25 protein-coding genes are annotated in these 24,171 nt (G+C 67.6%); 12 read left to right on the plus strand and 13 right to left on the minus strand.

Features of this window, described 5'->3' with window-relative positions:
• Nucleotides 1-122: 122 nt before the first annotated feature.
• From ISP14_RS14110 to ISP14_RS14130, 5 genes are all read right to left on the minus strand, one after another.
• Nucleotides 123-1,499: a sensor histidine kinase gene (locus ISP14_RS14110; RefSeq protein WP_404541018.1), complete on the minus strand. Its 1,377-nt coding sequence runs from the start codon at nucleotides 1,497-1,499 to the stop codon at nucleotides 123-125.
• The gene (locus tag ISP14_RS14115) at nucleotides 1,496-2,161 is read right to left on the minus strand and encodes a response regulator (protein ID WP_404541020.1); all 666 of its coding nucleotides are present in this window, start codon (nucleotides 2,159-2,161) and stop codon (nucleotides 1,496-1,498) included. The genes ISP14_RS14110 and ISP14_RS14115 overlap by 4 nt, the downstream gene beginning before the upstream one ends.
• 185 nt (nucleotides 2,162-2,346) lie before the next feature.
• Nucleotides 2,347-2,778 (minus strand): DUF2501 domain-containing protein, encoded by a 432-nt coding sequence (locus ISP14_RS14120; RefSeq protein WP_404541022.1) that lies wholly within the window; start codon nucleotides 2,776-2,778, stop codon nucleotides 2,347-2,349.
• Nucleotides 2,779-2,843: 65 nt separating this feature from the next.
• A complete protein-coding gene (gene nth / locus ISP14_RS14125) occupies nucleotides 2,844-3,482 on the minus strand; it encodes an endonuclease III (RefSeq protein WP_404541024.1) in 639 nt (212 codons plus the stop codon).
• Nucleotides 3,479-4,096: an RnfABCDGE type electron transport complex subunit B gene (locus tag ISP14_RS14130; protein WP_404541025.1), complete on the minus strand. Its 618-nt coding sequence runs from the start codon at nucleotides 4,094-4,096 to the stop codon at nucleotides 3,479-3,481. Before ISP14_RS14130 ends, nth begins: the two co-directional genes overlap by 4 nt.
• A gap of 49 nt (nucleotides 4,097-4,145) precedes the next feature.
• Here ISP14_RS14130 and ISP14_RS14135 point away from each other — a divergent pair, with 49 nt between their 5' ends.
• Complete coding sequence (locus tag ISP14_RS14135) at nucleotides 4,146-5,129, plus strand: hypothetical protein (RefSeq protein ID WP_404541027.1); 984 nt, start codon at nucleotides 4,146-4,148, stop codon at nucleotides 5,127-5,129.
• Between the two features lie 30 nt (nucleotides 5,130-5,159).
• Here the strand turns inward: ISP14_RS14135 and metG are convergent, their stop codons facing one another.
• Nucleotides 5,160-7,247 (minus strand): methionine--tRNA ligase, encoded by a 2,088-nt coding sequence (gene metG / locus ISP14_RS14140; protein WP_404541029.1) that lies wholly within the window; start codon nucleotides 7,245-7,247, stop codon nucleotides 5,160-5,162.
• A gap of 149 nt (nucleotides 7,248-7,396) precedes the next feature.
• Here metG and ISP14_RS14145 point away from each other — a divergent pair, with 149 nt between their 5' ends.
• The 4 genes from ISP14_RS14145 (at nucleotide 7,397) to galA (ending at nucleotide 12,595) form a co-directional block, all read left to right on the plus strand.
• Nucleotides 7,397-8,548 carry an MFS transporter gene (locus tag ISP14_RS14145; RefSeq protein ID WP_404541031.1) on the plus strand — a complete coding sequence of 384 codons (1,152 nt, stop codon included), beginning with the start codon at nucleotides 7,397-7,399 and terminating at the stop codon, nucleotides 8,546-8,548.
• On the plus strand, nucleotides 8,545-9,174 hold the full coding sequence (locus ISP14_RS14150) for an HAD family hydrolase (RefSeq protein ID WP_404541033.1): 630 nt from the start codon (nucleotides 8,545-8,547) through the stop codon (nucleotides 9,172-9,174). Before ISP14_RS14145 ends, ISP14_RS14150 begins: the two co-directional genes overlap by 4 nt.
• Nucleotides 9,167-9,964 carry a DeoR/GlpR family DNA-binding transcription regulator gene (locus ISP14_RS14155; RefSeq protein WP_404541035.1) on the plus strand — a complete coding sequence of 266 codons (798 nt, stop codon included), beginning with the start codon at nucleotides 9,167-9,169 and terminating at the stop codon, nucleotides 9,962-9,964. The genes ISP14_RS14150 and ISP14_RS14155 overlap by 8 nt, the downstream gene beginning before the upstream one ends.
• A 216-nt stretch (nucleotides 9,965-10,180) precedes the next feature.
• Nucleotides 10,181-12,595 (plus strand): beta-galactosidase GalA, encoded by a 2,415-nt coding sequence (galA, locus tag ISP14_RS14160; RefSeq protein ID WP_404541037.1) that lies wholly within the window; start codon nucleotides 10,181-10,183, stop codon nucleotides 12,593-12,595.
• Here the strand turns inward: galA and ISP14_RS14165 are convergent.
• Nucleotides 12,555-13,124, minus strand: a complete 570-nt coding sequence (locus ISP14_RS14165; RefSeq protein ID WP_404541298.1) for a metal-dependent hydrolase — start codon at nucleotides 13,122-13,124, stop codon at nucleotides 12,555-12,557. The two genes, galA and ISP14_RS14165, sit on opposite strands and share 41 nt — an antisense overlap.
• A gap of 113 nt (nucleotides 13,125-13,237) precedes the next feature.
• On the minus strand, nucleotides 13,238-13,702 hold the full coding sequence (locus ISP14_RS14170) for a DUF2147 domain-containing protein (RefSeq protein ID WP_404541039.1): 465 nt from the start codon (nucleotides 13,700-13,702) through the stop codon (nucleotides 13,238-13,240).
• Nucleotides 13,703-13,855: 153 nt separating this feature from the next.
• Between ISP14_RS14170 and apbC the strand changes: the two genes are divergently transcribed.
• The 4 genes from apbC (at nucleotide 13,856) to ISP14_RS14190 (ending at nucleotide 16,760) form a co-directional block, all read left to right on the plus strand.
• Nucleotides 13,856-14,950 (plus strand): iron-sulfur cluster carrier protein ApbC, encoded by a 1,095-nt coding sequence (gene apbC / locus ISP14_RS14175; RefSeq protein WP_404541040.1) that lies wholly within the window; start codon nucleotides 13,856-13,858, stop codon nucleotides 14,948-14,950.
• Nucleotides 14,947-15,483 carry an NADPH-dependent FMN reductase gene (locus tag ISP14_RS14180; RefSeq protein ID WP_404541042.1) on the plus strand — a complete coding sequence of 179 codons (537 nt, stop codon included), beginning with the start codon at nucleotides 14,947-14,949 and terminating at the stop codon, nucleotides 15,481-15,483. The genes apbC and ISP14_RS14180 overlap by 4 nt, the downstream gene beginning before the upstream one ends.
• Before the next feature lie 96 nt (nucleotides 15,484-15,579).
• The gene (gene dcd, locus ISP14_RS14185; RefSeq protein WP_404541044.1) at nucleotides 15,580-16,149 is read left to right on the plus strand and encodes a dCTP deaminase; all 570 of its coding nucleotides are present in this window, start codon (nucleotides 15,580-15,582) and stop codon (nucleotides 16,147-16,149) included.
• 95 nt (nucleotides 16,150-16,244) lie between these two features.
• Nucleotides 16,245-16,760 carry a hypothetical protein gene (locus tag ISP14_RS14190; protein WP_404541046.1) on the plus strand — a complete coding sequence of 172 codons (516 nt, stop codon included), beginning with the start codon at nucleotides 16,245-16,247 and terminating at the stop codon, nucleotides 16,758-16,760.
• A gap of 80 nt (nucleotides 16,761-16,840) precedes the next feature.
• Here the strand turns inward: ISP14_RS14190 and ISP14_RS14195 are convergent, their stop codons facing one another.
• Both ISP14_RS14195 and ISP14_RS14200 read right to left on the minus strand, forming a co-directional pair.
• A complete protein-coding gene (locus ISP14_RS14195; RefSeq protein WP_404541047.1) occupies nucleotides 16,841-17,266 on the minus strand; it encodes an HIT domain-containing protein in 426 nt (141 codons plus the stop codon).
• Nucleotides 17,263-17,940: a dienelactone hydrolase family protein gene (locus ISP14_RS14200; protein ID WP_404541049.1), complete on the minus strand. Its 678-nt coding sequence runs from the start codon at nucleotides 17,938-17,940 to the stop codon at nucleotides 17,263-17,265. Before ISP14_RS14200 ends, ISP14_RS14195 begins: the two co-directional genes overlap by 4 nt.
• A gap of 294 nt (nucleotides 17,941-18,234) precedes the next feature.
• Here ISP14_RS14200 and rimO point away from each other — a divergent pair, with 294 nt between their 5' ends.
• The 3 genes from rimO to ISP14_RS14215 all read left to right on the plus strand — a co-directional run bounded on the left by rimO (nucleotide 18,235) and on the right by ISP14_RS14215 (nucleotide 21,729).
• Nucleotides 18,235-19,572, plus strand: a complete 1,338-nt coding sequence (gene rimO, locus ISP14_RS14205) for a 30S ribosomal protein S12 methylthiotransferase RimO (protein ID WP_404541051.1) — start codon at nucleotides 18,235-18,237, stop codon at nucleotides 19,570-19,572.
• Nucleotides 19,573-19,702: 130 nt separating this feature from the next.
• Nucleotides 19,703-20,521, plus strand: a complete 819-nt coding sequence (locus ISP14_RS14210; RefSeq protein ID WP_404541053.1) for a DUF3025 domain-containing protein — start codon at nucleotides 19,703-19,705, stop codon at nucleotides 20,519-20,521.
• A 179-nt stretch (nucleotides 20,522-20,700) separates the two neighbouring features.
• A complete protein-coding gene (locus ISP14_RS14215) occupies nucleotides 20,701-21,729 on the plus strand; it encodes an ADP-ribosylglycohydrolase family protein (RefSeq protein WP_404541054.1) in 1,029 nt (342 codons plus the stop codon).
• Nucleotides 21,730-21,735: 6 nt separating this feature from the next.
• Here the strand turns inward: ISP14_RS14215 and greB are convergent, their stop codons facing one another.
• The 3 genes from greB to ISP14_RS14230 are packed head-to-tail and all read right to left on the minus strand — an operon-like array spanning nucleotide 21,736 to nucleotide 24,097.
• Nucleotides 21,736-22,239, minus strand: coding sequence for a transcription elongation factor GreB (gene greB, locus ISP14_RS14220; RefSeq protein ID WP_404541055.1), 504 nt, complete (start codon nucleotides 22,237-22,239; stop codon nucleotides 21,736-21,738).
• Nucleotides 22,236-22,853 carry a DUF998 domain-containing protein gene (locus tag ISP14_RS14225; protein ID WP_404541057.1) on the minus strand — a complete coding sequence of 206 codons (618 nt, stop codon included), beginning with the start codon at nucleotides 22,851-22,853 and terminating at the stop codon, nucleotides 22,236-22,238. The genes greB and ISP14_RS14225 overlap by 4 nt, the downstream gene beginning before the upstream one ends.
• Complete coding sequence (locus ISP14_RS14230) at nucleotides 22,850-24,097, minus strand: hypothetical protein (protein ID WP_404541060.1); 1,248 nt, start codon at nucleotides 24,095-24,097, stop codon at nucleotides 22,850-22,852. The genes ISP14_RS14225 and ISP14_RS14230 overlap by 4 nt, the downstream gene beginning before the upstream one ends.
• Nucleotides 24,098-24,171 lie beyond the last annotated feature (74 nt).

The following is a 24,171-nucleotide window of genomic DNA, read 5'->3' on the forward strand; positions in this document are numbered from 1 at the left end:
CGCATCCTTAAGCCAACCTTTTGTCCCCGCCCTGGTGCCGGAACCATTCATGTGCCGGTTTCCTGCAGGCGCCGGGACAAGGAATTTCAAGGGGTTTTCGGCCCTTGGCGGCGCGCGGGAAATCAGTGCGTGGGCAGCGAGATGCGCACGTGCAAGCCGTGACCGTAGGCCGAATCCAGCAGGTCGATGCGGGCATCGTGCAACTGGGCCGCGCGACGGACGATGTTCAGCCCCAGGCCGTAGCCGCGCGACTCGTCGCGCACTTCGCGGCGGAAGCGCTCGAACACCGCTTCGCGGCGGTCGGCGGGGATGCCGGGGCCGTCGTCGCTGATGTCCACGATGGCCGCGTCGTCGCCGCGGCCGAGCGCCACCTCGACCTGGCCGCCGTGCTTGACGTAGCGCATCGCGTTTTCGATGAGGTTGCGCAGCATGGCGGTCAGCGCCACTTCGTGGCCGGGCACGACCAGCGGGGTGCCGTCGTGCAGCAGGCTCAGCGCGATGTCCTTTTCCGCGATCAGCGGGGCCAGTTCCTCGATCACGCCGGTGACCAGCGCGGCCAGGTCCTGCGGCGAGCGCTCCTCGGCGGCGGCGCCGGCCTCCAGCCGCGCCATGGCCATGATCTGTTCGATGCGCCGCGCCAGCCGGGTGGTGCCCAGGCGCGCGTTGCGCAGGGCGAAGCGCAGGTCTTCCGGGTCGGTGGCGATCGCTGCGCTTTCCAGGTGCAGCATAGTGGCCGCCAGCGGCGTACGCAGTTCGTGGGCCACGTCGGCGTTCATCCGGCGCTCGCGCTCGATCGCGTCTTCCAGTTGGCCGAGCAAGCCGTTGAGCGTGACGATCAGCGGCTTGATCTCCTCCGGGCTCTGCTCGCTGGACACCGGCTGGCGGCTGTCCAAGGTGCGTGCGGCCAGCTGCCGGGTGAGCTGGTCCAGCGGGGCCAGCCCCCGGCGCACGGCCAGTCCGGCGAGCAAGGCCAGCAGGGGCAGGCCGAACAACAGCGGCAGCGCGTGTTCGAGCATCAGCCCGCGGGTGATGTCCTGGCGGTTGTCGTCACGCTCGCCGATGCGTATCACCAGGCCGGCGCGGTTCTGCAGCACGAAGGTGCGCCAGCGGTAGCCGCCGTGCGTGATGTTGCCGAAGCCGTGCAGCTCGGCTCGCGGCGGCGGCAGGTCGGCGAAGTTGGAGGTGGTGACGATCGGGCTGCCCCGCCGGTCGTAGACCTGGAAGCCGACGTCGGGTTCGTAGTTGTGGCGATGCACGGCGACGATCAGGGCGCCGCCGTTGTTGACGTTCGGCGCGACCGTCGCCTGGTCGAGGTTCGGCGCGTTGTGCTCGATCAGCACGCCCAGGGTGCGGCCGGCCTCGGCGAGGCGGCCGTCCAGCAACTGGTTCATTTCCAGCCGCTCGCGCTGGTAGCTCAGCACGCCCAGCGGAATCAGCACGACCACCATCACCCCGATCACCAGCCAGGTCAGGCGGTGGCGCAGGCTGATCGGCTTCATCGCGGTTCCCGCGGCAGCATGTAGCCGATGCCGCGCACGGTGCGGATCGCGTCCGCGCCCAGCTTGCGGCGCAGCCAATGCACCTGCACCTCCAGCGCGTTGCCTTCGACCGGGTTGTCGATGCCGTACACCGAGTTTTCCAGCGTCTCGCGGCGCACGATGCGCCCGGCGCGTTCCATCAGCACGCGCAGCAGGGCGAATTCGCGGCGCGTCAGCGCCACCGGCTTGCCGCGGAACATCACCTCGCTGCTGGCCAGGTTCATGGACAGGTCGCCGGCCTCGATCATGTTGTCCGCCAGGCCGCGGGTACGGCGGATCAGCGAGCGGATGCGGGCGGCGAGTTCGTCGAGATGGAAGGGCTTGATGAGGTAATCGTCGGCGCCGAGGTCCAGTCCGCGGATGCGGGTTTCCAGTTCGTCGCGTGCCGTCATCACCAGGACCGGCGTCTTGATGTTGTTGCGGCGCGCCTCGCCGAGCAGGTCCAGCCCGTCCCGGTCGGGCAGGCCGAGGTCGAGCAGCACCAGGTCGGCGGATTGGTCCCGCAGGCCTCGCGCAGCCTCGCGGCCGTTGCGCAGCCAGGTCACCACGTAGGCCTGCTGCACCAGGGCATGGCGGATCGCCTCGCCGAGCTGGGCATCATCCTCGACCAGCATGATGTGCACGTCGGATCACCTGTATGCAGCCGGCGGCGCGGCGCGCCACCATCCTGGGGCGCCATCATAAGGTCGGTGGCTTATGCCAGTCTTAAGGATGCCCGGGTTCAGTCCGTGCCGGCGCCATCGGCCTCCGGGACAGCCAGGGCGGGCACGAGGGCCCGCCGTGGGTTCCAGTGTGCAGGGGCCTGGCGTCAGTGGCCGAGGAAGGAAGACGTCGCCTTGTCCGCGACGTGCTGGCACAGTTTCTTGGCCACCGTCCCCTTCAGGCTGCCGAGGTCAAAGCTCTGCCCGTTACCACCTTGCAGGACGCCGCTGAGACCTTGCTGGTAACCCTTGTCCTGGGTGGCCTGGGAGGAGGAGCCGCCAAGCCCGCCGAGCAGCTTGTCCTTGAGCGTGTCGGTAGCGCTGGGCAGGTAGCCGTGAGACTGGCAGTAGCCCAGCACGCCCGCGGCGTTCTGCGCGCTGCCCAGCGAGGAGACCGAAGGCAGGGCCGAGCTCGAGCCTTTCTGGCCGAGCAGGTTGCCGGCGGCGCCCTTGAGCGAATCGAGGCTTTGCGCCGAAGCCGTGCCGGTGAACACCAGGGCAGCGGCGAGCAGCAGCGAGCGGGCGGGAAGGGTATGCATCGGTGGAACCTCCGTGTGGACGAGGTTCCGCTTATACGCTATTCGATGTAGTGGCCGTGTTGCGGTCAGGTCGCCGGCGTCTTGTCCTTGTAGCGGCACAGGTCGCGGATCACGCAGTCCGGGCAATCCGGCTTGCGCGCCTTGCATACATAGCGGCCGTGCAGGATCAGCCAGTGATGGGCGTCGCGCTTGAACTCGGCGGGCACTACTTTTTCCAGCTTGTCCTCCACCGCGCGCACGTCCTTGCCGGGAGCGAGGCCGGTGCGGTTGGAGACGCGGAAGATGTGCGTGTCCACCGCGATGGTGGGCTCTCCAAACGCGGTATTGAGCACTACGTTCGCGGTCTTGCGGCCCACACCGGGCAGTGCTTCCAGCGCTTCGCGGGTGCTTGGCACTTCGCCGCAGTGTTGTTCCACCAGGATGCCGCACAGCGCGATCACGTTCTTCGCCTTGGCGTTGAACAGGCCGATGGTGCTGATGTACTGCTTCAGCTTTTCCTCGCCGAGCTCGAGGATGGCCTGCGGCGTGTTCGCCACCGGGTAGAGCTTGCGCGTAGCCTTGTTCACGCCCACGTCGGTGGCTTGCGCCGAAAGCACCACGGCCACCAGCAACTCGAACGGCGTGGTGTAGGCGAGTTCGGTGGTGGGTTGCGGGTTCAGTTCGCGCAGACGCGTGAACAGCTCGACCACGTCGGCACGCTTCATGGTGACTTGTCCTGTTTCGCACGGGCACGGGCCAGCGCGGCCAGCACCGGGTTGGTCGAGGTGGTGGCGTCTACCGCCGTCTTGCGTGCAGCCAGTTCGGCTTCGCGCTCGGCGGCTTCGCGCGCCAGCCGTGCCTCGCGTTTCTGGAAATGCGCGCGCGCCGCATCGGCATGCGCCGTGTCGATCTGCGCTGCCGGCATCGGCTCCAGCACGATGCAATCCACCGGACAGGCTGGCACGCACAGTTCGCAACCGGTGCAGTCGTCGGCCAGCACGCTGTGCATCAGCTTGGCCGCGCCCACGATGGCATCCACCGGGCAGGCCTGGATGCACTTGGTGCAGCCGATGCATTCGTCCTCGACCACCCGCGCCAGCATGCGCGGCTTTTCGATGCCGTGTTCCGGGTTGAGCGGCAGGGCGGGGCGATCCAGCAGTGCAGCCAGCTTCGCGATACCGGCCGCGCCGCCGGGCGGGCACTGGTTGATCTCTGCCTCGCCACGCGCGATGGCTTCCGCGTAGGGTCGGCAGCCGTGGTAGCCGCATTGTTCGCACTGCGTCTGCGGCAGGATCGCGTCGATGCGGTCGGCGAGTTCGTTGGAAGTGGTGGTTGGCATGAGGGCGTCATTGTCGCAGCAAAACGTCGCTGCACTATTCGCAGATCACATGGATGCTACAGTCGATCACACTTGCGGACGGGCGCAGTTGATGGAGGGAGGCGGCATGCCGGGACTTTCTAGGGTGGGTACGTTGAAGCTTGCGATAGTCCTTGGTCTGGTCCTGGCTTGGCCTCTTGCGACGGCTTCGGCATCGAACAGCCCGCCGGGAGCGTTGCAGTCTTGTCCGGCAAGCCGCGTCAGAACGGCGACTTCGCTGGCGGACGCTGCCAAGGTGATCGCTTGCGATACGTCCAATCAACGACTGCTGATCGTCAGCGATTATCACGGAAGCAACGAAATTCCCGATTTCGTGGCGAAGCTGCTGACCGATGCCTCGGCCCTGCGACCTGTCAGGCTCGGCCTAGAAATGGAAGTGTTCGAACAGAAGCCCATCCAGGCCTACATGGCCTCGCATGGCACAGAGGCTGATCGTGCTGCGCTTTTGCATGACGGGTTCTGGTCCATGGGGCAAGGACGCACCAGCCAGGCCGTCGTACGCCTTATCGAACAGGCACGGAAGCTGCGCGAACAAGGGCGTGATGTGGATGTGTTCACGACAGTTCCGGAGCACCCAAGCGGCACTGCCATCAGTCAGGCGGGTGGCGACAATGCCTATCGCAGCGAAGCGATGGCGCAGGCCATCCACAGCCAGCTGCAGCAGGGAGCGGCACGCCAGTTGGTCATTGCCTTCATGGGCTCTGCGCATAGCGCCTACACGGGCCCCGACCGTGGCAAGGACGCCACGGTGACCGATCGTCTGTTGGCGGATTCTCCCTACCTCGTGAACATCGGCCTGCATGGTGGTTCGGCATGGGGTTGCCAGGCGCACGGCTGTAGCCCGCATGCGCTGCAGTCCGAGGCCGTGCACTCCGGCGATCCGGGAGTGCTTGATAAATCGCCCATACGGCCTGGTGAACCGGTGCAGGTCACACTGCAGCTTCCGCCCTTGACGCCATCGCCGCCGGCGAAAGAGATGAAGCCGAAGTCCTGACCAGGATGGCGGTCGGCTTCCCGCAGCCGTTTACCGCACCGTGGCGCCCGGCTTGGCGCCCTGGTCGGCGTCGAGCAGGAACAGGTCGCCGCCGCCATCGCCGGCGGAGAGGATCATGCCCTCGGAGAGGCCGAAGCGCATCTTGCGCGGGGCGAGGTTGGCGATGAACACCACATTGCGGCCGACCAGCTTGTCCGGTTCGCCGTAGGCGGCGCGGATGCCGGAGAAGATCTGGCGCTTGCCCAACGCACCGGCATCCAGCTCGAAGCGCAGCAGCTTGTCCGAGCCGTCCACGAACTCGCAGGCCAGCACCTTGCCCACGCGCAGGTCGAGCTTGGCGAAATCGTCGATGGCGATAGTGGCCGGTGCGTCGGTGGGAGCGGCAACGGGCTTGGCGGTATCGTTCATGGGTTTCTTCTTGACTTGTTCCTGGGCGGGCGCGGGTGCGCCCAGCGATTCCTTCGAGGCCTCGACCATCGCTTCGATGCGCTTGGGGTCGAGGCGCGCGAGCAGCGGTTCGAAGGCATTGACGGTGTGGCCGTGCAGCGCGTCGCGCGCGTCGGCGAAGCCGGCGATGGGCGCGGCGAGGAACTGCTCGGCGGCGGCCACGGTGGCGGGCAGGATGGGCTTCAGCAGGCCGGCGAGCAGGCGGAACGCGGCCAGCGCGAAGGAGCACACTTGCGCGAGTTCGGTGCGGCGCGCTTCGTCCTTCGCCATCGTCCACGGCGCCTTCTCGGCGATGTGGCTGTTGACCATGTCGGCCATCAGCACGAAGCGGCGGGTGAGCTCGGCGAACTCGCCTTCCTCGTACAGCGCCTCGATGCCTTCGTAGCGTGCGAGCAGGCTCTGCCACAGCGCGGCATGCTCCGCGTCGAACGCATCCGCCAGCTTGCCGCCGGAGAATTTGTGCACGAAGCCCGCGGTACGGCTGGCGATGTTCACCCACTTGCCGACCAGGTGCGAGTTGACGCGCTCCTCGAAGGCCTTGAGGTCGAGATCCACATCCACCGGCGTGTCGTTGAGCAGGCTGGCGAAGTAGTAGCGCAGGTACTCGGGATTGAGCCCGCTGTCGAGATAGGTGCGCGCCTGGATGAAGGTGCCGCGCGACTTGGACATCTTCGCGCCGTTCACCGTGAGATAGCCGTTGACGTGCAGCGCGGTGGGCACGCGCATCTGCGCGCCGTGCAGCATTGCCGGCCAGAACAGGCCGTGGAAGTTGATGATGTCCTTGCCGATGAAGTGGTGCATCTCGGCGGTGCTTTCGGCGCCGAGGAAATCGTCGAACTTCAGGCCGGTGCGCTCGCACAGCGCCTTGAAGCTGGCGAGGTAGCCCACCGGCGCGTCCAGCCACACGTAGAAGAACTTGCCCGGCGCGTCCGGGATCGGGAAGCCGAAGTAGGGCGCATCGCGCGAGATGTCCCAGTCCTTCAGTCCGCCGTCCAGCCATTCGCGCAGCTTGGCGGCCACACCGCTGTTCGCCACCGGCTTGCCGCCGGTGTACTTGCCGGCGAACCAGTCGCGTAGCAACTGCTCGAACTTGGACAGTTCGAAGAAGTAGTGCTCCGAATCCTTCAGTACCGGCGTGGCGCCGGAAACCACCGAATAGGGGTTGATCAGATCGGTGGGCGCGTAGGTCGCGCCGCAGTTCTCGCAGTTGTCGCCGTACTGGTCGGGCGTGCCGCACTTCGGGCAGGTGCCCTTGATGTAGCGGTCCGGCAGGAACATCTGCTTCTCGGGGTCGTACAGCTGCTGGATGCTGCGCTTGGCGATATAGCCAGCGTCGTGCAGGCGCGTGTAGATCAGCCCGGCCAGCTCGCGGTTCTCGTCCGAGTGGGTGGTGTGATAGTGGTCGTAGCTGAAGTGGAAGTCCGCGAAATCGGCCTCGTGGCTGGCGCGGATCCCGGCGATGAACGCCTCCGGCGTCGTGCCGGCCTTCTCGGCGGCCAGCATGATCGGCGTGCCGTGCGCGTCGTCCGCCGCCACGAAATGCACCTCGTTGCCCATCATGCGCTGCGCCCGCGCCCAGATATCGGTCTGGATGTAGCCCAGCATGTGGCCCAGGTGCAGATGGCCGTTGGCATAGGGCAGGGCGTGGGTGACGAGCAGGCGGCGACTCATGGTGGGCAGGCACTCCGTTGGACTGCGCATTATGGCATGGCTACATGGCATGGCCGTCCGCAGCGTGGCGCAAGATGTCCCATTATCTGATTGCGTGATTGTGCATGATTGTGTATGTTTTTGCGTATTGAATCCGATGGGATGGTGCGGTGTCTGCGAGCAGTACGGCGGCGAATCGCGCATTCGCGTCCGCGGGGCGCGCCACGCGGCTGGTGTTCCTGGTCGCCGGCATCGGCATGGCGGCGTGGGCGCCGATGGTGCCGTACGCCAAGGCGCGGCTGGGGCTGGACGACGCCACGCTGGGCCTGGTGCTGCTGGCTTTCGGCGGCGGCTCGATGGTTTCGATGCCGTTGGTGGGCTTCCTCACCCACCGTTTTGGCAGCCGCAAAGTGATCGTCGTCGGTGGTGCGCTGACCTGCCTGGCCTTGCCGCTGCTGGCGCTGGCTCCCGACGCGTGGACGCTGGCGCTGGTCCTGCTGTATTTCGGTGCGGCGCTGGGCGCGCTGGATGTGGCGATGAATGCGCATGCGGTGGAAGTGGAACGGCGCGCCGCGCAACCGTTGATGTCCGGGTTCCACGGTCTGTTCAGCATCGGCGGCCTGGCTGGCGCGGCGGGCATGAGCCTGCTGCTGGCGGCGGGGCTGCCGCTGGCACTCGCGTCCGGCACGATTGCCTTGCTGCTGTTGGCGCTGGTGCTGGCGCAGTGGCCCAGTCTGCTGGACGAGGTGGCCGAGGCGGAACGCCGGCCGCCGTTCCGGATGCCGGGCGGCGTGGTGTTGCTGCTGGGCGTGCTGTGCTTCATCAGCTTCCTGGCCGAGGGTTCGATGCTGGACTGGAGCGCGCTGCTGCTGCGCGATTTCCATGGGTTCCCAAGCGCGTCGGCAGGCATCGGCTACGCGGTGTTCTCGGTGGCGATGGCGCTGGGCCGCCTGACCGGCGATCGTGTGGTGGCGCGTTTCGGCCCGGTGCCCACCGTGCGCTTCGGTGCCTGCGTGGCCGCGGCCGGGTTCATGCTGGCCGCGCTGTCGGCGTGGTCATGGGGGGCGCTGACGGGCTTCGTGCTGGTGGGACTGGGCGCGGCGAATATCGTTCCCGTGATGTTCGGCGCGGCGGGCCGCTTGCCGGGCAGCTCGCCCGGCATCGCCCTCGCCACGGTGACCACGCTGGGTTACCTCGGCCTGCTCTGCGGGCCTGCGCTGGTCGGCTTCGTGGCGCATGCCAGCAGCTTGCCGCTGGCGCTGGCAGGGGTGGGCGCGATGCTGCTCCTGACCGCTGCTTTGGCGAAACTGGTGCGGCCATGAGCGCGGTGCGTTTCGATGCAGTGGTGTTCGACCTCGGCGGCGTGCTGGTGGACTGGAACCCGCGCTATCTCTATCGCCAGCTGTTCGACGACGAGGCGGCGATGGAGCGTTTCCTGGCCGAGGTGTGCACCCCGCACTGGAACGAGCGACAGGACGCAGGGCGCCCCTGGGGCGAGGCTATCGCCGAACTCAGCGCGGCGCATCCGCGGCATGCCGCGCTGATCGCTGCCTACCGCGAGCGGTGGGACGACATGTTGCGCGGGCCGATCCCAGGCAGCGTGGCGATTCTCGATGAGCTGCGCGCTCGCTCGGTGCCGCTGTACGCGCTGACCAACTGGTCACAGGAAACCTTTCCGCTGGCGCGCCGGATTTTCCGTTTCATGGATGCGTTCCGCGGCATCGTGGTGTCGGGGGAGGAGCGGCTGATCAAGCCGGATCCGGCGATCTTCCAGTTGCTGATGTCGCGCCATGGCCTGGATGCCGCGCGCACGGTGTATATCGACGACGTATTGCGCAATGTCGAGGCTGCGGCGCGGCAGGGCATGCATGCGCTGCACTTCCGCGACCCAGCCGCGCTGCGCGACGAACTGTGCCGTGCCGGCCTGCTGGGGGTGGCGCATGGCTAGGCGCGCGCCGACGGCGGAGATGCTGCCGCAGGAGCGCCAGCAGCGCATCCTGCAGCGCCTGCGCAGCCATGGGCGCGTGGTGGCGGCCGAACTGGCGGCGGAGTTCGCGGTGACCGAAGACTCGCTGCGCCGCGACTTGCGCGAACTGGCCGCGCAAGGCCTGTGCCGGCGCGTCTACGGCGGCGCGCTGCCGGCGTCGGCGCCAGCGACGCCGTTGCGCCAGCGCCGTGCCGAGCATGCCGGCCGCAAGCTGGCGCTGGCGCGCAAGGCGGTGGCGCTGGTGTGCGAGGGGCAGGTGCTGCTGATCGACGCCGGTTCCACCAATGCCGCCATCGCCGCCGCGCTGCCGGAGCGAATGGGGCTGACCGTGGTCACCAACGCGCCGGACATCGCGCTGGCGCTGTATGAGCGCGAAGGTTTCGAGATCCTGTTGCTGGGCGGCCGCATCGACCAGCGCATCGGCGGCGCAGTGGGGGCGCAGACCCTGCAGGAGTTGCGGCGCATCCGTGCCGACCTGTGCTTCCCCGGCGCCTGCGCCATCGACGCGGACAGCGGCTTGTGGGGCTTCGACAGCGAAGAGTCGCTGCTCAAGCGGGCGATGGTCGAAGCCAGCGCCGAGACCGTGGTGGTCGCCACCGACGACAAGCTGGGCGCGCGCGCCACGCATCGCATCGTGCCGGTGGATGCGGTGCGCCACCTCGTGGTGGAGCGCTCCGCGACACGCGCCGCGCGCAGCGCCTTCACGGCGCACGGCGTGCTGGTGCATCGCGCGGAGCCAATGGACGTCTGAACGGCGTCACGGCCGGTCGCGCGCGGTGTTGGAAACCGGCGCCGCAGCGTGTAGTTTCCACGGACTGCCCGCTGCCCGGATCCGATGTCCATGGTTGATACCACGCGCCGCACCTTCCTTCTCTCCAGCGTCGGATTGGCAGGTTCCTGCCTCTTGCCGCGTGCCTTGTGGGCGGCTGGCATCGGCGGCGGGCCTGGCGGAAAAGCGAGTTTGCCCATGCGGCATGGCGAGTCGCCGGTGGCGCCGCGCGAGCAATGGCTGCTCGATTTCGACTGGCGCTTCGCCTTCGGCAACGGCAGCGATCCGGCCAAGGATTTCGGCTACGGATTCGGCCAGGGTGATTTTTCCAAGACCGGCGACTTCAAGCTCGCCACCGCCGAGTTCAACGACGCCGGCTGGCGCGCGCTGGATCTTCCGCACGACTGGGCGGTGGAACTGCCGGCCGTCCATGACGACAGCGGCGACGACGACACCCGGCTGACCTCGCACGGCTACAAGCCGCTGGGGCGCCGTTTTCCGACGACCAGCGTGGGCTGGTACCGGCGCACGTTCGAGCTTCCGGAAAGCGATCGCGGCCGTCGCATCTGGATCGAGTTCGATGGCGCGATGCGCGATGTCGTGCTGTTCGTCAACGGTTGCTTCATCGGCCAGCATGACGACGGCTACACGCCGTTCCGCTTCGACCTCACCGATTTCCTCAACTACGGCGGCAAGAACGTCATCGCGTTGCGCGTCGACGCCAGTTTCGGCGACGGCTGGTTCTACGAGGGCGCGGGCATCTACCGCCATGTCTGGCTGACCAAGATGGATCCCGTGCATCTCGGCCGCTGGGAGAGCGTGGTGCGCTCGACCGTCGAAGGCCAGGCGGCCGCCCTGGCCCTGGCCACGCGGATCGAGAACGAAAGCGGGCACGCCGTGCATGCCTCGCTCGAATGGAGCATCACCGATGCCTCCGGCCGCGTGGTGGCGCATGCGACGACACCTGCGCAGGCGATTGCACCCAACGCGTCGGCGGACTGCCAGGCGACTGCCCGCATCGATGCGCCCAAGCTCTGGTCGCCCGACGAACCCCATCTCTATACGGCGCTGGTCAAGGTGGTCGTCGATGGCGCGGTGCGCGATGCCGAGCAGTTCCCGTTCGGCGTGCGTACGGCGGCGTTCGATCCCGAGCGCGGCTTCTTCCTCAACGGCAAGCCGCTGAAGATCCAGGGCACCTGCAACCACCAGGACCACGCAGGCGTGGGCGCGGCCCTGCCGGACCGGCTGCAATCCTTCCGCGTGGAGGTGCTGCAGGGCATGGGATGCAATGCCGTGCGCACCTCGCACAACATGCCAACGCCCGAATGGGTCGAAGCCTGCGATCGCATGGGCATGATGATGATGTGCGAGACGCGGCACATGAGCTCCAGCCCCAGCGGCATGCAGCAGCTCGATGTCATGGTGAAGCGCTACCGCAACTCGCCCTCGATCATCCTGTGGTCGATCGGCAACGAGGAGTGGCGGCTGCAGAAAGGCGCGCTGGAGCACCAGGGCGAACGCATCGGCGCGGCGATGGTCGCGCGCTGCCACGAACTCGACCCCACCCGCGTCGTGTCGGCGGCGGTGAATGGCGACAACGAGCAGGGCGTGTCGGACGCGCTGGACGTCATCGGCTTCAACTACAACCTGAAGTACCCGGACGCGTTCCACCGGGAGCACCCGACGCGCGCGGTGTACGGATCGGAAACCTCCAGCGCCATCGCCACACGCGGCGAATACGTGACCGATCCCAAGAAAAACACGGTCAACAGCTACGACGGTGTGGTGCCGTGGGGCGAAACGCCGGAGCAATGGTGGAGCTTCTATGGCACGCGCGACTGGCTGGCGGGCGGATTCGCCTGGACCGGCTTCGACTACCGCGGCGAGCCGACCCCGTACGGCTGGCCTTCGGTGAACTCGCAGTTCGGCATCGTCGACCTGTGCGGTTTCCCCAAGGATTATTACTACTACTACAAGGCCTGGTGGACGAAAGCACCCAGCCTGCACGTGTTCCCGCACTGGAACTGGGCGGGCAAGGAAGGCCAGGAAATCCCGGTGTGGGTCTACACCAACCTCGACGAAGTCGAGCTGCTGCTCAACGGCAAGAGCCTGGGCATCCAGAAAGTACCGCGCCTCGGCCACGTGCAGTGGAAAGTCACCTATGCCCCTGGCGTAATCGAAGCGCGTGGCCGCAGGGACGGCCAGGTCGTGCTGGTCGAACGCCGCGAAACCACCGGCACGGCGCGCAAGCTGCGACTCGCCGCCGATCGTTCGGAGATCAGCGCCGACGGGCAGGACGTAGCCATGATCACAGTCGACGTGCTCGACGGACACGGCCGCCCGGTGCCCACGGCGAACCACAAGCTTGCTTTCCGCATCACTGGCGCGGGCAAGCTGATCGGCGTCGGCAATGGCGACCCCAATTGCCTTGAAAGCGACAAGGAGCCGAAGCGGTCGCTGTTCAACGGCCTGGCGCAGCTCATCGTCCAGTCGACCGACAGCACCGGAACGATCCACATCGAGGCGCTGGAAGAGGGGGCGGAGCAGTCGTTGACGCCGGCCTCGGTGACCGTCACGACCAGGAAGGCGGCGGCGCGGCTGGTTGTTGCGTAGACCCGTCATCGCGGCGTTTGCACCAGAACCAGATAGCCAAGGCCAACAATCCGACGGGTAGCCAGACCCAGAGCAATTCGGAGCCGATGACAGGCAAGCTGCGCGCGCTGAAAAAACGCGCGCCGATCGGCGAGACGTGAATCGGTTGCCACGGAAAAAACCAGCGATCGGTGCTCCATGGCCAGGCCAGTGCCACACCCTGGCCGCCATCGGTCAACATGTCCAGCAGCGGGTGTGAAAGCGCGGCAATGGCGACACACACGAAGGCGCGAACGGCGCGGGTATGCAGATGCCGGTGCCATAGCATTGCCAGCAACGCGACCACCAGCCCGAATGCCAGTGAATGCATGGCTCCGCGATGCCCGAACGCGGAGGCATATGGAATGTGAAAGCGGAAGCCGAGTACATCCGCATCCGGCAACATGGCTGCGATGGCAGCTGTCGCCAGCAGGCGTCGACTGATGCGCTTTTGGCCTAGCGCAGCACCCGTCAGCAGTGGAATGGCGGCATGGGTGAAGATGGTAGGCATGGCGGGAGCCGTCAGCATGCCGCCGATGGCGTGGTGTTGCATGTCGCGATGATGGCTTCGATATGGCCGTCTACGGAAGCCGGCGCTGCACGATCGCCACCATGCGGCCGCGCTTACTGCCGTTGCCAGGTCTGGCTGCGACCTAGCAGGGCGAAGCCGATATAGCCGTGCACGTCGAGCTTCTGCCCGCCATCCTCCAGCGTCAGCTTCACCTTGTAGATCTTGCCGTTCTTCGGGTCGAGGATCTTGCCGCCGTCCCAGATGTCGCCGTCCTTGCTGACCCCCCACATGATGGTCATGCCTTCGATGGGCTGGTCCTTGCGCTCGCCGTCGCACTGCGTGCACTTGGGGTGTTCGCCGTCGCGGGCGACGTCCGCCGGGTTGCGGTTCAGCAGTTGCATCACCTTGCCCTGCAGCTCGCCATTGGTCTCGCTGATCTGGATGATGGACTTCACCTTGCCGGTCACGTCGTCCACCTGCTTCCAGGTGCCGACCGGCGTGACCGTATCCGCGGCGGATGCGGCGCCGGCGCCCAGCAGCAGGCCGAAGGCCAGGGCGAGACGAACTGCTTGCTTCATGGTGTTGCTCCCCGTACGAACCAGTATGGTTGGAGCCTGCCGATGCCCGGCAGGGCCGTCAAGCTGCATCGCGCCATGCTGATCCGCGTCAGTGCGCCACGGCCGCGGCTGGCATAATGTGCCGTCCCCATTCGCAATAAAGCCCGATCTGACATGACACAGGCGAACGAAGCCCTGGTCCGCCGACTGCTTGGCGACGTTACCGACAACCATACCGGCGCACCGCTGGCCGACGCCGTGCGCGCGGTCGGCGTGGACGGCGCGAAGGTGTCGGTGGACCTGCAACTGGGCTATCCCGCCGCCGGCGCCGTCGAGGCATTGGCCGCGCAGGCGAAGCAGGCGCTGGAGGCCGATCCGGCGATCGCGGCGGCCACGGTGTCCGTGACCAGCCGCATCCAGTCACACAAGGTGCAGGGCACGCTGGCGCCGCTGCCCAACGTGAAGAACATCATCGTGGTGGCCTCGGGCAAGGGTGGCGTGGGCAAGTCCACGGTGTCGGCCAACCTGGCGCTGGCGCTCAAGGCCGAGGGCGCCAAGGTGGGTGTGCTCGATGCCGACATCTACGGGCCCAGCCAGCCGCGCATGCTAGGCATCAGCGGCCGACCGGAGTCGCCGGACGGCAAGAGCATCACGCCGATGCAGGCGCATGGCCTGCAGGCCATGTCGATCGGTTTCCTGGTGGACGAGGAAACGCCGATGATCTGGCGCGGTCCGATGGTGACTCAGGCGATGATGCAGTTGCTCACCGACTCGCGCTGGGAAATGCTCGATTACCTCATCGTCGACCTGCCGCCTGGTACCGGCGACATCCAGCTCACCCTGTCGCAGAAAGTGCCGGTGGCCGGCGCGGTGATCGTCACCACGCCGCAGGACATCGCCCTGCTGGACGCGCGCAAGGCGCTCAAGATGTTCGAGAAGGTGGAGGTGCCGGTGCTCGGCGTGGTGGAAAACATGGCCACCCACGTCTGCTCGAACTGCGGCCACGAGGAGCACATCTTCGGCGAAGGTGGCGGTGTGCGCATGGCGGAGCAGTACGGCGTGGCCTACCTTGGCTCGCTGCCGCTGGACATCCGCATCCGCGAGCAGGCCGACGGCGGCACACCCACTGTGGTGGCGATGCCGGACTCCGACCTCGCCGCGCGCTACCGCGAGATCGCCCGCAATGCGGCGGGACGGCTGTCGCGCCAGCCGCGCAACAAATCGCTGGGCCTGGGCAAAATTGTCGTGCAGGGCGCCCCCGCCACATGAGTACGCCGCGGCGCGTGCTCTGCCTGTGCGGCAGCCTGCGCCAGGTCTCGTCCAACCGCGCCGCGCTGGAAGCCGCGCAGCGACTGGCGCCTGCGTCGCTGGAGCTGGCGATGTACGACGGTCTCGCCGCGCTGCCGCTGTTCAATCCGGACAACGAGGTCGACCCGTTGCCGTCGGCCGTGCTGGCGCTGCGTGAAGCCGTGGGCCGCGCCGACGCGTTGCTGGTCGCCTGTCCCGAGTACGCCCACGGCGTGCCCGGCCCATTCAAGAACCTGCTGGACTGGCTGGTCGGCAGCCTGGAATTCCCCGGCAAGCCGGTGCTGCTGCTGAATGCCTCGGCGCGCGGCTCGTACCACGCGCAGGAGGCACTGGCCGAGATCCTGCGCACTATGTCGGCCGAGCTGCTGACGACGCAGCCCATGCCGGTGGCGTTGCCCGGCGCTGGTTGCAGCGCTGGGCAGGTATTGGCCAGCGCGGAACGCTGTGCCGAGCTGCGCGTGGCGCTGGATTGCCTGGTGGCCGAGCTGGCCTGAACTGCCCGCCGTGCTGGCGCGCAGGCGTCCCGACCATGTATTTTTGCCGCTTTACGCCCGGTTCCCCCCGGGCCCCACGCTGATCGCGGAGCGCACGTGAGCATCAAGTCCGACAAGTGGATCCGCCGCATGGCCGAAGGCCACGGCATGATCGAGCCGTTCGAACCGGGCCAGATGAAGCTGCGCGAGGACGGCAGCCGTGCGGTGTCCTGGGGCACCTCCAGCTACGGCTACGACGTGCGTTGCGCGCGCGAGTTCAAGGTGTTCACCAACATCAACTCCACCATCGTCGATCCGAAGGCGTTCGACCCGAACAGCTTCGTGGACGTGACCTCGGACGTGTGCATCATCCCGCCGAATTCCTTCGCACTGGCGCGCACGGTGGAGTACTTCCGCATCCCGCGCGACGTGCTGGTGGTGTGCCTGGGCAAGAGCACCTACGCGCGCTGCGGCATCATCGTCAACGTCACCCCGCTGGAGCCGGAGTGGGAAGGCCACGTGACGCTGGAGTTCTCCAACACCACGCCGTTGCCGGCCAAGATCTACGCCAACGAGGGCGTGGCGCAGATGCTGTTCTTCGAATCCGACGAGCCCTGCGAGACCAGTTACCGGGACCGCGGCGGCAAGTACCAGGGCCAGCAGGGCGTGACCCTGCCGCGTACCTGAACAGGCGCCCGACGACCATTCGCCGCGAGCGCCCGGCGCAAGGCACCGCGCTAAACTCGCAGAGCCATCACGACCGCTTTTCGCAGGAGAACCCGATGACCCGCCTTTCCACCCTCTTGACCCGCGCCGCCGCTGCGCTGGTGCTCGGCAGCGTGCTCGTTCTCGCCGGCTGCCACAAGGAGAGCGTCAAGCAGCAACAGGCCAACACGGCCCAGTGGAAGGGCAAGTTCGACGCCACCGTCCAGGCCTACAAGGAAGGCCAGTTCGTGATCGACGGCGCGGTGCTGTCCGCGGTCGACGCCGGCAGCCACTTCGCCTACCTCAAGGACACCGGCCGACTGCCGAAGACCGTGCTGCTGATGCCCGGCGACGATTCCAAGATCCGCAAAGTCCATCTGCAGTACATGGCGCGCATGGCGATCGACTATGGTTTCGCCGTGTATTACGACGACAAGGGCACGCTCACCCAGATCAACGCGATCAACACCAAGGCGCGCGCGCTCGAGGATCACCATGCGCCGGTGAAGATCGACGACGGCCAGCAGTGCAAGACCGCCGCCGGTTGCGATTCCGTCGACCAGGCCTCGCAGCGGCAGGCCGGCCAGCACTGATTTGCCGGTCATCCGGAAAAAAAGCCCGCGGAGCGATCCGCGGGCTTTTTTGTGCTCATTCCGGTCACGCCAAGTGGCTGTCAGCGTGATGCTGCGGACAGCGCCTGCCGCAACGCAGCCAGTCGGGCGTCCAGCGCCTCGGCGGCGTAAGGTGCCGCGGCACCGCTGCCCCAGACCGGGCCGGGCCAGGCCGCGTCGCCCTCGGTGCGCGCGACCACGTGCAGGTGCAGCTGGCGCACGATGTTGCCCAGCGCGCCAAGGTTGAGCTTGTCGCAGGGCGCCACGGCGCGCAGCGCGGCGGCGGCCTGGTTCGCCTCCTGCCAGAGTGCGCGCTGCTCCTCCTCGGAAAGGTCGGCGATTTCCGCCTTGCCCGCCCGGCGCGGCACCAGGATCAGCCACGGATAGCGCGCATCATCCATCAGCCGCAGCTCGCACAGCGGCAGCATGGCGACGTGACGGGTATCGGCCTGCAGGCGCGGGTCTAGCGCGAACGCGGCGGCGCTCATGCGTGAGCCAGCTGCTTGTCGAGGAATGCCAGCGTGCGTTCCCACGCCAGCATCGCGCTGGCGCCGTGGTAGTGCGTGTCGCCCGGCACGTTGCGGTTGAACGCGTGGCCCGCGTCGGGATAGGTGAAGACCTCCATCTGCGGCAGCAGCTCGCGATGCTGCGCCACGGCCTCGGGCGGGATCGAAGGATCGTTCCCGCCGAAGTGGAACATCACCGGCGCCTTCGGCTTCTCGCCGAGGAAGGACACGTTGCGCGCGCCGTAGTAGCTCACCGCGGGCAGGCCCAGCCGCAGCGCCGAGAGCAGGGCCACCGTGCCACCCCAGCAATAGCCCACCACGGCGACCTTGCCGGACGAGGCGACCGCCTCGGCGGCGCTGGCCACGTCCTCCAGCGGCCGGTCCAGCCCCAGCTCGGACACCAGCGCCTTGCCGCGCGCCATGCCTGTCTCGTCGTAGTCCAGCTCCAGCCAGGATTCGAGGTGGTCGAAGAAGGCCGGGGCGATCGCGGTATAGCCGGCGGCGGCGAAGCGGTCGGCCATGCTGCGGATGTGCTCGGTGACGCCGAAGATCTCCTGCACCACCACGACGCCGCCCTTCGGCTGGCCCTCGGGCTGGGCGAGGTAGCCGCCGATGCACTGGGTGCGCGAGGTCGGGATGTTGATGTGCTGGCCCATGACGGCCATCTCCGTTGCGGCGGTGCGGGGGATTCTAGCGGGCGCGGATGCAAGGGGGCGGTGAAGGCGCATGCGGCGCGGGTGCGGGGGGCAGAACGGTTTCGCGTGAACCTCTGTCCCCCTTGGGGAGAGGGCGGTGCCAGCCGGGAGAGGGTGCGGGCGAAACGACATGCGGTGGTGTTGCCGGACCCTCACCCCAAGCGCTCTTCCGGTGGGAGCGGGGCTTCGGCCGCGCTGCGAAGGCGATCCCCGTATAATTACCTGTTTTCCCATATCCACACGGTTGTCGCCGCCATGTCGCAGGCCTCGCAGAAGATCGGTTTCGTCAGCCTCGGCTGCCCCAAGGCGCTGGTGGATTCCGAGCGCATCCTCACCCAGCTCAAGGTCGAGGGCTACGAGATCGTGCCCAGCTACGGCGAGGCCGACGCCGTGGTGGTGAACACCTGCGGCTTCATCGACGCCGCGGTGCAGGAGTCGCTGGATTCCATCGGCACCGCCTTGCACGAGAACGGCAAGGTGATCGTCACCGGCTGCCTCGGCAAGCGCGCCGAGCTGATCCGCGAAGCCTACCCGGACGTGCTCTCGATCAGCGGCCCGCAGGACTACGCCAGCGTGATGCATGCGGTGCACGAGGCGCTGCCGCCGGTGCGCAACAAGTTCCTCGACATCGTGCCGGACACCGGCGTCAAGCTGACCCCCAAGCACTACGCGTACCTGAAGATTTCCGAAGGCTGCAATCACCGCTGCAGCTTCTGCATCATCCCCTCGATGCGCGGCGACCTGGTCTCGCGTCCGGTGGACCAGGTGCTGCTGGAGGCGGAGAAGCTGGTGAAGGGCGGCGTGAAGGAGCTGCTGGTGATCTCGCAGGACACCAGCGCCTACGGCGTCGACCTCAAGTACGCCGAACGCGAATGGCGCGGCAAGGCGTACCGCACGCGCATGACCGAACTGTGCGAGGGGCTTTCCGAACTCGGCGCGTGGACGCGCCTGCACTACGTCTACCCGTACCCGCACGTGGATGAGGTGATGCCGCTGATGGCGGAAGGAAAGATCCTTCCGTATCTCGACATTCCGTTCCAGCACGCCAGCCCGCGCATCCTCAAGCTGATGAAGCGCCCCGGCAACATCGACAAGACGCTGGAGCGCATCCGCAACTGGCGCAAGCAGGTACCCGACCTGACCATCCGCAGCACCTTCATCGTCGGCTTCCCCGGCGAGACCGCTGCCGAATTCGAGGAACTGCTGGATTTCCTGCGTGAAGCCGAACTCGACCGCGTGGGCGCCTTCGCCTATTCGCCGGTGGACGGCGCCAAGGCCAACGAATTGCCCGGTGCGGTCTCCGAGGAATTGAAGGAAGACCGCCTCGAACAGTTCATGGCCGTGCAGGCGGAAATCTCCGCCGCCAAGCTGCAGCGCAAGATCGGCCGCACGCTCAAGGTGCTGGTGGACGAGGCGAACGCCGAAGGCGCCGTGGCCCGCTCCGCCGCCGACGCGCCCGAGATCGACGGCAGCGTGCTGATCGCCGACGGGCAGGGCCTCAAGCCCGGCCAGTTCGTCGACGTGGTGGTCGAGGCTGCCAGCGAGCACGACCTGCACGCGCGCCTGGCGCACCCGACCCTCAAGGTGATCTGAAGCCCTGGCCGCTGCGGGTGTCCCGATTGCCCACAAAGCTGCGCCAACCCCCACCGTTCACCCTGAGCGCAGGCCCGCAGGGCCGGAGTCGAAGGGCAGCGGTTTGCGGGACGGACCGGTGGACGGGCGCATGAAGAAGACCCGCTATGTGGCGCCCGCGCGTGAAGCGGTCGATCCGCAGGTGTTCGGACGGATGCCGCTGGCGGCGTGGCGCGAACACGCGGGGTTGATCGAAGGCCGCGACTGGCCTTCGGTCGAGGTGCTCAACGCCTGCCGCCCCACCGGCATGCGCGAACGCTTCGTCGCGCAAACCCGCGAACTGCTGGCCGACGGCCTGCACTACGAACAGCGCATCGCCGAACGCGGCGACATAGCCACCCGCGAAAGCAACTGGCACGACCTGTTCAACGCCCTGGCCTGGTTGCGCCATCCGGCCTTGAAGCGTGCACTCAACGCGCGGCAGATGGCCGAAATCGCCCGCATGGGCCCCAAGCAGCGTTCGCGTGCCCAATACGCGCTCACGCATTTCGACGAGGCCGGCGTGGTCGTCGCGCTGTGCGACCCGGCGCTGCTCGCGCTATGGGACGTCCACGACTGGCATGGCCTGTTCTGGCGCGAACGGGCGGCGTGGCTGGATGGGCGCATCCAGGTGGAATTGTTCGGCCACGCGCTGCTCGAACACGCGCTGACACCGGGGCAGTTGCTGCTGGGAAAGGCCTTGGTGGTGGCTGGCCCCGCAATCTCGCCGGTGGCCGCCGTTGACGCAGGCGCGCAGGCAATCCGCGAAGGCAAAGTGCTGTGCGATCCGCTGGAACTGCGGCCGTTGCCGCTGGCTGGGGTGCCCGGTTGGCACCCGGACAACGAGCGGGAGGTGTTTTGTAGCGAGGCGGCGTGTTTCCGGCCGGTGCGGGCCGGGCGCGATTATCCGGAACCGGTAATGGGCAGCTAAGGCACCCGAAATCGGGGTCAGGTTCACTTGGCTTTTTTTGCCTGATGCGGCCCAAGCCCTTCTTTGGCGTGTGTTCGCGCCAAGCGTACGATGAGTGGTCGCCGCCGCATTGCAGGCCTTCAGACATGGCGCAAAACCCATCTCCGGTTTCGAAGAAAAGCCGCATCCAGGGCGCTCTGATGGGTGCCTTCATCGGCGACGCGCTGGCCCTGGGGCCGCACTGGTACTACGACCTTGATGCGCTCAGGCGCGACTACGGCGACTGGGTCAGCGGCTACACGGCGCCGAAGCCGGGGCGTTATCACGAAGGCTTGCCGGCAGGGGCGTCGTCGCAGGCAGGGTTCATCCTGGCGCTGATGCTGCGCTCGCTGGTGGACTGCGGTGGCTACGACGAGGCGGATTTCTGCACGCGGATGGATCGCGAGCTGTTTCCGCTGCTGGACGGTACGCCGATGGCGGGGCCGGGCGGCTACACCAGCCAGTCGATCCGCGAGGCATGGCGCAAGCGCCGGGCCGGCTTGCCGTGGGGACAGGTGGCGGGGCTGGCGGACGACACCGAGGCGGCGGAACGGGTGCTGGCGATCGCGCTGCGTTACGCGGGCGAACCGTCGCAGCTCGCACAGCACGTGAGCAGCAACGTGGCGCTCACCCAGCGCGATCCCACGGTGGGCGCGATGACGCTGGCGTTCGCCGCGGTGCTGGGACAGCTGGCGGACGGCGTGGCGCTGGACGGGGATTTGTCCGGTCGGTTGATGGGCCTGGTGAAGTCCGGCGAACTGCCGTTCCATACCGTGACCAGCGGTGAGCTGGACGTGCCGCGAGGCGCGGAAGCGCCCTTGCATGCAGGGCAGTTTGCTTCGCCCGATGCGCTGCTCACGGTGTCGTCCATCGCGCGGGCGGCGCACGACCCCGGCGTCGTCATCGAACCGGCGTCGAAGGTGGGCCTGGTCTATGGCCTGCCGTGCGCGGTGTACCACCAGTTTCCCGCGGCCTACTACTTGGCGGCGCGCTTCCAGGGCGACGTGGAGCAGGGTGTGCTCAACGCGGTGAACGCGGGCGGCCAGAACCAGGCACGCGCCATGCTCACCGGCGCCCTGTGCGGCGCCATCGGCGGGTTGGAGGCCATCCCCCGGCGTTTCATCGCAGGATTGGAAAAGAGCGCGGAATACCTGGCGCTGACGGAGGCGTTGGCGCAACAGGCCGGATAAAGCGGCTCATGTTTCGTAACGCACTTCCACGATGAGGAAGCGCGTGCGTCCGCCAGGCAGCTCCGCTTCGAACTCGTCGTCGATGCGCTTCTTCAGCACCGCGCGGGCCATCGGCGAGTCGATGCTGATCCAGCCCAGCTTCGCGTCGGTCTCGTCGGGGCCGACGATGCGGTAGCTGACTTCCTCGCCGCTGGCGTGGTTTTCCAGCGTGATGGTGGCGCCGAAGAACACCGCCTCGCGATCGGCGGGCAAGCCTTCGGCCACCTTGAGCGCGGGGATGCGCTTGCTGAGGTAGCGCACGCGGCGGTCGATCTCGCCGAGCTGCTTCTTGCGGTAGGTGTACTCGGCGTTCTCCGAGCGATCGCCTTCCGCGGCGGCGGCGGCCAGCGCCTTCACCACCTCGGGGCGCAGGGTAAGCCACAGGTGATCCAGCTCGGCCTTGAGCCTCTCGAAGCCGGCGCGGGTGATGATCGCCGTGGAACCGGGCGAGGGTGGGCGCCAGCGGCTCATGCGCGCGCCCCGGCACGGCCAGGGCCATGCAGCAAACGCCATGCGGCGACCATCAGCCAGCCCAGTATCAGCACGATCAGCGCCTTTTGGCTCAAGCCTCTGGGCAAGCTGCGCCAGAACGCCTGCACCCATAGCAGCACGAAACAGAATGCGGCATACGCAAACGCGGGCCGGAACCAGTGCCGCCAGCGCGCATCGCCGCGTAGCCGCCAGGCCTGCAACAGCATCGCGGTCGTCGTGCACAGGAAGGCGGCCTGCGCCGCCACGCCGTGTACGTAGCCGTGCAGCGTGGGCGGGTGGCTCCAGGTATCGGTGTGCGCAAGCGCGGTGAGCGCCAGCGCCGCGCCACCCGCCACGAACAGCAACAGCGGGGCGGCGCTGCGCGCGTTGGGCGCGAGTGTGCGATACGCGCTCGCGCCAAGCAGCACCAGCGCAGCGGCCATCGCGTAGTAGCCGGCGCACACCATGCCGCCCCACGGCCCGATCAGATAGAAGCTGTTGGGTACCCGCACCCAGTCGAGGTCGGCGCGCAGGCATTGCGCCGCGATGCCGGTGGCGAGGAAGGCGGCCATGCCGGCAAAGGCAATCGCTGCCTGCAGGTTCGGTCCTTTCATGCGGTACCCACCAGTTGCCGTTGCAAGGTGGCGATGTCCTTGCGCAGCGGATGCTCGGGCCACGCGGTGGCGAGTTTTTCCAGCAGCACGACGGCTTCAACGCGATGCTCGGCCTGCGCGCCCAGCAGGCGCGCGACGAGCAGGCCGTAGTGCGGGGCGCGCTCGTCGCGCGGCCAATGCGCGAGGTAGCCGCGGCCGAGGTGGATGGCGAGGCGCGCCATGCCCAGGCGATCGGCGAGGTCGGCCAGTTCGCCGCAGGTGCGCGGGTCGTCGGGCACGAAGGCCGGATCGATGGTGCAGCATTCCTGAACCACGCCGAGTGCGCGGCGCGCTTCGTTCTGGGCGATCAGCGCGGCGATCCAGATCTGACCGTGCACCAGCAAGTCGTCGCGCAGGCCCTGGCGGCGCAGCAGCTCGCGGTAGAGCTGGTGCACCGGCGCAGGGGCGGTGCGCTGGCGTAGGCGTTCGGCCAGCTGGCGCAATGCCGCCATCGGATCGCTGCCGGCCAGCGTGCGTGCTTCATCGACCAGCCGGCTGTCCTCGTCCTGGCCGATGGCCTTGGCGAGCTTCGGCGCTTCGGGCTCCAGTCCGAAGCGTTCGTGGCGCTGGTGGATCAGTACGCCCATCAGGTGGAAGGCCAGCACGATCAGCCAGGTGTACGCGAAGCCGTACAGGGGCAGTGCCAGGAAGCGCGGCAGCAGGGCGGAGGTGAGCATGGCTACCGCGACCATCGCGCCCAGCAGCAGATTGATCGCCACCGGCACCAGATAGGCGCCGCCGAAGCCGAGCGCGATGCGCCACCAGGTGGCGGGGTTGAGCGCCAACAGCACATTGCCGTCGAAGGCCAGCGACATGTCGATGGCCGGCAACGCCAGCACCAGCACCGGGACCAGCAGCCACAGTGCGGACGGGGCGAGCCAGGCACACGCGGCGAACAGCAGCGCGGCCACCAGATGGATCAGGGCAAGCGCCCAGCCGGCGGTGCCGGCTTCATCCGCACCCACGTCGGGCGGGTTGGCGTAGCCGTTCGCGGTGTGCTGCATGCAGTCGGCGGCATAGCGCCAGGTTGCAGCCCATACCAGCAGGTTGGCCAGCGTGCCGATGGCGGGCAGGAAACTCGCGTAATGCGCCAGCGCCAACGCCGTGCAGGTGGCCAGCCCGGCGCCGCGCAGTGGATAGCCGAAGCCGGCGGCGAAGCGCTCGCCAAACGGCGTGTCGGCGGAAACCATTTCGATGCGTGGCATCAGCGTCCCCTCGGAGCCTGTTGCCGAGAGATGCCGCCCGGCACGCCGCCGATCAGCTTGTCGGTCATGAGAAT

Source organism: Dyella agri, from assembly GCF_044904705.1.
Lineage (GTDB): Bacteria > Pseudomonadota > Gammaproteobacteria > Xanthomonadales > Rhodanobacteraceae > Rhodanobacter_A > Rhodanobacter_A agri.

What these genes read in the sequence shown, in the direction of transcription:
- ISP14_RS14210 (WP_404541053.1), top strand. Translation starts at nt 19,703, where the DNA reads ATGAAGAAGACCCGCTATGTGGCGCCCGCGCGTGAAGCGGTCGATCCG.
- ISP14_RS14165 (WP_404541298.1), bottom strand. Translation starts at nt 13,124, where the DNA reads ATGCCTACCATCTTCACCCATGCCGCCATTCCACTGCTGACGGGTGCT.
- ISP14_RS14180 (WP_404541042.1), top strand. Translation starts at nt 14,947, where the DNA reads ATGAGTACGCCGCGGCGCGTGCTCTGCCTGTGCGGCAGCCTGCGCCAG.
- apbC (WP_404541040.1), top strand. Translation starts at nt 13,856, where the DNA reads ATGACACAGGCGAACGAAGCCCTGGTCCGCCGACTGCTTGGCGACGTT.
- ISP14_RS14150 (WP_404541033.1), top strand. Translation starts at nt 8,545, where the DNA reads ATGAGCGCGGTGCGTTTCGATGCAGTGGTGTTCGACCTCGGCGGCGTG.
- nth (WP_404541024.1), bottom strand. Translation starts at nt 3,482, where the DNA reads ATGAAGCGTGCCGACGTGGTCGAGCTGTTCACGCGTCTGCGCGAACTG.
- galA (WP_404541037.1), top strand. Translation starts at nt 10,181, where the DNA reads ATGCGGCATGGCGAGTCGCCGGTGGCGCCGCGCGAGCAATGGCTGCTC.
- rimO (WP_404541051.1), top strand. Translation starts at nt 18,235, where the DNA reads ATGTCGCAGGCCTCGCAGAAGATCGGTTTCGTCAGCCTCGGCTGCCCC.
- ISP14_RS14170 (WP_404541039.1), bottom strand. Translation starts at nt 13,702, where the DNA reads ATGAAGCAAGCAGTTCGTCTCGCCCTGGCCTTCGGCCTGCTGCTGGGC.
- ISP14_RS14135 (WP_404541027.1), top strand. Translation starts at nt 4,146, where the DNA reads ATGGATGCTACAGTCGATCACACTTGCGGACGGGCGCAGTTGATGGAG.
- greB (WP_404541055.1), bottom strand. Translation starts at nt 22,239, where the DNA reads ATGAGCCGCTGGCGCCCACCCTCGCCCGGTTCCACGGCGATCATCACC.
- ISP14_RS14130 (WP_404541025.1), bottom strand. Translation starts at nt 4,096, where the DNA reads ATGCCAACCACCACTTCCAACGAACTCGCCGACCGCATCGACGCGATC.
- ISP14_RS14155 (WP_404541035.1), top strand. Translation starts at nt 9,167, where the DNA reads ATGGCTAGGCGCGCGCCGACGGCGGAGATGCTGCCGCAGGAGCGCCAG.
- ISP14_RS14110 (WP_404541018.1), bottom strand. Translation starts at nt 1,499, where the DNA reads ATGAAGCCGATCAGCCTGCGCCACCGCCTGACCTGGCTGGTGATCGGG.
- ISP14_RS14190 (WP_404541046.1), top strand. Translation starts at nt 16,245, where the DNA reads ATGACCCGCCTTTCCACCCTCTTGACCCGCGCCGCCGCTGCGCTGGTG.
- ISP14_RS14195 (WP_404541047.1), bottom strand. Translation starts at nt 17,266, where the DNA reads ATGAGCGCCGCCGCGTTCGCGCTAGACCCGCGCCTGCAGGCCGATACC.
- ISP14_RS14120 (WP_404541022.1), bottom strand. Translation starts at nt 2,778, where the DNA reads ATGCATACCCTTCCCGCCCGCTCGCTGCTGCTCGCCGCTGCCCTGGTG.
- ISP14_RS14230 (WP_404541060.1), bottom strand. Translation starts at nt 24,097, where the DNA reads ATGCCACGCATCGAAATGGTTTCCGCCGACACGCCGTTTGGCGAGCGC.
- ISP14_RS14215 (WP_404541054.1), top strand. Translation starts at nt 20,701, where the DNA reads ATGGGTGCCTTCATCGGCGACGCGCTGGCCCTGGGGCCGCACTGGTAC.
- ISP14_RS14225 (WP_404541057.1), bottom strand. Translation starts at nt 22,853, where the DNA reads ATGAAAGGACCGAACCTGCAGGCAGCGATTGCCTTTGCCGGCATGGCC.
- metG (WP_404541029.1), bottom strand. Translation starts at nt 7,247, where the DNA reads ATGAGTCGCCGCCTGCTCGTCACCCACGCCCTGCCCTATGCCAACGGC.
- ISP14_RS14200 (WP_404541049.1), bottom strand. Translation starts at nt 17,940, where the DNA reads ATGGGCCAGCACATCAACATCCCGACCTCGCGCACCCAGTGCATCGGC.